This window comes from uncultured Anaerovibrio sp. (assembly GCA_902786545.1).
GTDB lineage: Bacteria > Bacillota > Negativicutes > Selenomonadales > Selenomonadaceae > Anaerovibrio.
The window spans coordinates 1-4,919 of sequence record CADACU010000071.1 but is presented as its reverse complement, the minus strand read 5'-3'; the positions used below and the strand labels follow the sequence as shown (position 1 = coordinate 4,919).

Genomic DNA, 4,919 nt, shown 5'->3' with positions numbered 1-4,919 from the left:
TGTCCCTGCAAATTAAGTACCATAAAGGATTGAGCCTGTCCGTCCCTTGGATGGGATACACTGCCGGGGTTAATCATCAGACAATTTTTCTTTTCATCAATTTCCGCCACATGGGTATGACCATATATGGCAACATCCGCCCCCTTGGCCAGAGCTGCCCGATAGTAATCTGAATTTCCCCGCTTCACGCCATAAATATGGCCGTGGGACAGAAAAATTTTATGCCCGGCTTTTTCAATAAGAATTTCCTCCGGCACACTGCTTTGCGGCCAATCGCAGTTGCCTGCCACATGGATTACCTCTTTACCCGTAACTATCGAAAGATATTCTGCATCCTGAATCAGGTCGCCGGCATGAAGCCACAAATCCACCTGGCCAGCCTTTTTTATAGCCTGATCCACCGCCATGGTGTTGCCGTGGCTGTCACTCATTATCCCAATTCTCATTTCAGATACTCCTTCAACAGCACGGCCATTGTCCGCAGGGCTTCTCCCCGATGGCTGATAGCCCCTTTTTCGGCCAGGGTCAGCTCCGCCATGGATTTTTCCCCAAGATAAAAATATGGATCGTAGCCAAATCCATTATCTCCCTTGGCAGTAGTTCTTATTTCCCCCAGGCAAAAGCCTTGCGTCTGCAGGGTACAGCCATCCACATCAACCATAGTAAGGGCACACTGATAATCAGCTTTGGAGCTGGTCACCCCCAGCTTTTTCAGTTCCGCCTGCAGCTTAGCGTTATTGCTTTCATCTGTGGCATTATCACCGGAAAATCGAGCTGAATACACGCCTGGGGCTCCATTAAGCGCCTCAACCTCCAGACCGGAATCATCCGCCAGACAGGCCAAACCGGTCAGTTTTTGATAATGGCAGGCTTTTTTCATAGAATTGGCCTCAAATGTATCTCCGTCCTCGATGGCATCAGGAAAATCCTTGCCCAAATCAGCCAATGACAGCAGTTCCACCGGCAAATCAGCAAATGCGTCCTTCATTTCCCGAATTTTCCCTTTATTTTTAGTAGCAATTACAATCTTTTTCATTATTCCCGACCTACCTTCCAGACCAATTCGTTGCCCAGAATATCCTTTTCATAGGAAATCAGCTCATCAATGCCCTTTTCCGCCATAGCGATAAGGTCTTTCATCTCCGTCCGGGTGAACGGCCGTCCTTCGCCGGTCCCCTGTATTTCCACGAAATTCCCTTCACCGGTGCGAACCACATTCATATCCACCACACCACCGGAATCCTCGTCATAATCCAAATCGAGCAGCAAATCCCCCTCGGTGGAAATACCTACACTGATGGCCGCCAAAAAATCCTTTACCGGAAACGGCTTGCCGGCAGCGGGGTCATAAAAGGTTGCACAGGCCTCCACCAAGGCTACAAACGCCCCTGTTATAGATGCCGTACGGGTCCCACCGTCCGCCTGGATAACATCACAGTCGATAATGATAGTCCGCTCCCCCAAAGCCTTCATATCCATAACGGAACGCAGGCTTCGACCAATGAGCCGCTGTATTTCCTGGGTCCGGCCAGTCTGCTTGCCTCGAGCCGCCTCCCGGGAGGTTCTGGTATGAGTAGCACTTGGCAACAAAGAATATTCGGCCGTCAGCCAGCCCTCCCCAGTCCCCTTGAGAAATCCCGGCACCCGTTCTTCCACTGTAGCAGCACAAATAACCTTGGTCTTGCCCATTTCTATCATGGCCGACCCGGCCGGATGCTGCTGGAAAAACCGATTAATTTTATATTTCCGCAGTTCATCATTTTTCCGTTCATTTTTTCTCGCCATATTTACCTCCAAAGCCAAGAAAAGTGACCACCTTCGCTAGTCACTTTTCTCCATTTAGCAGTCTTATCCCTGCTGATACTGTTTGAAATTTTTAATTATTACAATTGGGGTCTTCTGGGAAGCGTTACCAAATGGATTGTCAATCAGCAAATTCGCTGCCTTCTGACCATCCAGGCCCTTGGACTCGCCCACGACCCGAGAACGCTTCAAATCATTTACATCGGCAATCAGCGCACCAAAACAGCCCAGTCTTTCCTTCAGCTGTTCAACCACCTTGTCAGGATCCTTTGGCCCATAAACGATGTGCTTATCAAATGGAGGCATTGTACCAGTAACATCATCGATAAGGGCTGTCTGCTCACCGCCCCACTTGTAAAAAAGACCGTTTAAGCCAATCAGTTTTCCAAGAAAGCCTACAAAGAGCGCTGCGGCTACCCGCCACTTTCCTTCCACATCCATCAGGGACTGCATGCCATGTGGGGTGGCCAAGGAGCCATAATCAGGGATAAACCGGCAACAAAACTTTGCCACCTTGGTAATTTTCAAATCCTCAGGACGCACGGCCCGCCCCTGAGTAATAGCCACAACACTTTCCGCCACAGAAATAACATCATCAGAACCAATCTTGTCCTTGGTATAACGCTCTACTGTATCAATAATGTTATCCTTATCAGTAAGAATTCTTGTAGGAATAGGAATCAGTTCAATTTTTGCATCATTACTCATGTCAAATGCCCTCCTTATGCTTCAACCAGTTCAGTGCCGACGAGTTTGGCAATTTCCGCTGCCGGTACCTCGATACGAGCCTGACGGTAATGAGCCTCCATGCGGCCAGCTTCCAGCCAAATAATCAAGAAATTGAAGTCAGGCATCTTGGAAATGGCTTCCTTAATGGTCATGCCATGGCGGGCAATGAGCTTAATCTGAGCCTTAATGGCAGCGCGGTCAAGATCCTTTCCATACCCCTTCCGCTGAATGATATAAGCCTCAAAATAATCATCCTCACGGGGAGCGGACAATAGCTCCGCATGGCCCCTCATTTCAACGCCATCATACTGCTCATAAGGGAGCTGGGGGCGAACAAAGCAGTCCATCACTACAGCGCACTGCTTACCAAGATTTACAAATTCAACAACTGTGCTGACGGTCATACTGGTTTCCGTCAGCTCATCCACAGTATAAGCACTGTGACTGTCTACCTTTGCTACAATATTTTCCAGACCAGTATAGCAAAAATACAGCTTTACCAAAACAGCCAGCAGCAATACAACTGCAGCAACAGCTCCAACGACTATCATTAAACCATTCATTAAGAATAACCTCCACATTGGCAGTGGCCTATAAAGCCATCATTACCTTTAATTTATCATAGTATTTATCCGGCAAACGAGTAATCCTGCCGGTTTCCTTTGAGGTGAAGACATTTTGAGTATGTCCTTCCACCAGCAAAGTGTTGTCAGATGCCCTGTATATCCGGTAGTTAAAGGCCATCTTAACCTTTGTCAGAGCCTCCGGAATCGTCTCAATCACCAGCTCATCATCAAAAAAGGCCGAAGCCACATATTTTGCACTTACCTCGGTGATTGGAAAAACATAGCCATCCGCCATTAACTGGTTTAAGGTAATGCCCGCCGCCCGGAGAAATTCCACACGGCCAATTTCAAACCATCTGATGTAATTGGAATGATGAACCACGGCCATTGCATCTGTGTCATAAAAATTTACCTTATGGCGTACAGTGGCAATCACAACATACATCTCCTTCTCATATTATTCTTTATTCACAACTAATTAAGGATAAATCAATACTTATTTAATGTCAAGGATTTCCCCACTCATTTATTACCTCATACAGGGGAACTGCAACACCATATTCCTGCCCAAGCTTAACTACCCTTGTCACCAGCCCGTCAAACTCGGACTTGCGGCCCTGCTGAATGTCCCGCTGCATAGACATGGTAGAATCAGGCTTCAAATTGTCCATCATATTCAGGCCCACTTCCACCAAGTCCTGCTGGAATTCCACTCCCATAGCCTTTCCCAGGGCCACTACCTCCTTTATCAGACCCACAAACATATCCCTTGGTTCACCTGTTTGTTGAAAGGCCTCGCAGGTGGCATCAAAATACACGCCTGCCGCCGCAGCTGGTGATACAAAGGCAAATTTCTGCAAAGCATCCCGCACAATGTTTTCACTAAAATGACCTCTTATTTCGGCTTTTTGCAACACCTGCTCCAGTGTCTGGGCTGTTTTCTCCAACCGAACAGGCTGCCCCGGCCGATATCCGTAAATCACCCGAAGAATTTTGTTGGATTGATAGATAATCCCCGGCGCCTCAATCTCACTCATAACATAAATACACCCATCCAGGCAGGTATATTCCGGCAGTTTCTCCTGCATTATCCCACCTGTCCCAAACACATTTAATATAGGGATTATAAGGGTATCCTTGCTTATCTTAGCCTTTACAAAGGCAATAGCATCTTCAATATTGTAATACTTCACACATACAAACAGCACATCCGGGCAATCGTTATATTCTGCTTCAGTGCAGGCCGTAATATTTTCTATAGTTTCCGTTCCCCGATGGTTGGTATGAAGGATAAGGCCGTTTTCCCGTATGGCCTGCAGATGAGCGCCTCTGGCAATAAGTGTCACATCATTGCCCGCCATAGCCAAATAAGCTGTCAGTGTTCCGCCGGTTCCCCCAGCCCCAAAAATACAAAATTTCATATACAGTTCCTCCCTCTCTGCCTTACACCAACGGGTGCCAGAGCTCCCATCTCTCAGATAAGAACCATAGCACCCGCAGAGTTCTGTATTTATTCGGCTAAAATCAGTGGAAATCTAAAAAGCCAACTTAATAAGTCTCATTTTCCTTTCTTGATTGTACAATTTCATTGCTGCACATTACAATACTAATTATTGTTTATTTTAAAAATTTCTCCATCACTATTGATTGGAATTCTCTAACTGGCCGATTGAGTGACCTCGTTCCATAGATCAAATCCCAAAATCATAACACCCCCTACCCCTTGGGTAATAGTCAGACTCTCATGGAAAACAAAGTATGAGATTAACACAGCCACTAACGGGTCAATATAGCCCAAAATGGCCGCTTCTTGACCAGTAA

The 4,919-nt window shown here is 46.8% G+C and carries 8 protein-coding genes; all 8 read right to left on the bottom strand.

What is annotated here, in order from left to right; genetic code table 11:
• On the bottom strand, nucleotides 1-446 hold a 446-nt coding region (locus QZV24_RS09935), incomplete at its 3' end, for a metallophosphoesterase (protein WP_294523405.1).
• Entirely contained in the window at nucleotides 443-1,036 is a 594-nt protein-coding gene (gene rdgB / locus QZV24_RS09930; RefSeq protein ID WP_294523404.1) for an RdgB/HAM1 family non-canonical purine NTP pyrophosphatase, read from the bottom strand. The genes QZV24_RS09935 and rdgB, both read right to left, overlap by 4 nt.
• Nucleotides 1,036-1,785, bottom strand: a complete 750-nt coding sequence (gene rph, locus QZV24_RS09925; RefSeq protein ID WP_294523403.1) for a ribonuclease PH — start codon at nucleotides 1,783-1,785, stop codon at nucleotides 1,036-1,038. Before rph ends, rdgB begins: the two co-directional genes overlap by 1 nt.
• A gap of 63 nt (nucleotides 1,786-1,848) precedes the next feature.
• Complete coding sequence (locus tag QZV24_RS09920; RefSeq protein ID WP_294523401.1) at nucleotides 1,849-2,511, bottom strand: F420-0:Gamma-glutamyl ligase; 663 nt, start codon at nucleotides 2,509-2,511, stop codon at nucleotides 1,849-1,851.
• Between the two features lie 14 nt (nucleotides 2,512-2,525).
• Nucleotides 2,526-3,095 (bottom strand): hypothetical protein, encoded by a 570-nt coding sequence (locus tag QZV24_RS09915; protein WP_294523399.1) that lies wholly within the window; start codon nucleotides 3,093-3,095, stop codon nucleotides 2,526-2,528.
• Between the two features lie 28 nt (nucleotides 3,096-3,123).
• Nucleotides 3,124-3,534, bottom strand: coding sequence for a thioesterase family protein (locus QZV24_RS09910; protein WP_290655052.1), 411 nt, complete (start codon nucleotides 3,532-3,534; stop codon nucleotides 3,124-3,126).
• A gap of 70 nt (nucleotides 3,535-3,604) precedes the next feature.
• Nucleotides 3,605-4,519: a ketopantoate reductase family protein gene (locus tag QZV24_RS09905; protein ID WP_294523396.1), complete on the bottom strand. Its 915-nt coding sequence runs from the start codon at nucleotides 4,517-4,519 to the stop codon at nucleotides 3,605-3,607.
• Nucleotides 4,520-4,755: 236 nt separating this feature from the next.
• Complete coding sequence (locus QZV24_RS10605) at nucleotides 4,756-4,899, bottom strand: hypothetical protein (RefSeq protein WP_363138206.1); 144 nt, start codon at nucleotides 4,897-4,899, stop codon at nucleotides 4,756-4,758.
• Between the last annotated feature and the right edge of the window lie 20 nt (nucleotides 4,900-4,919).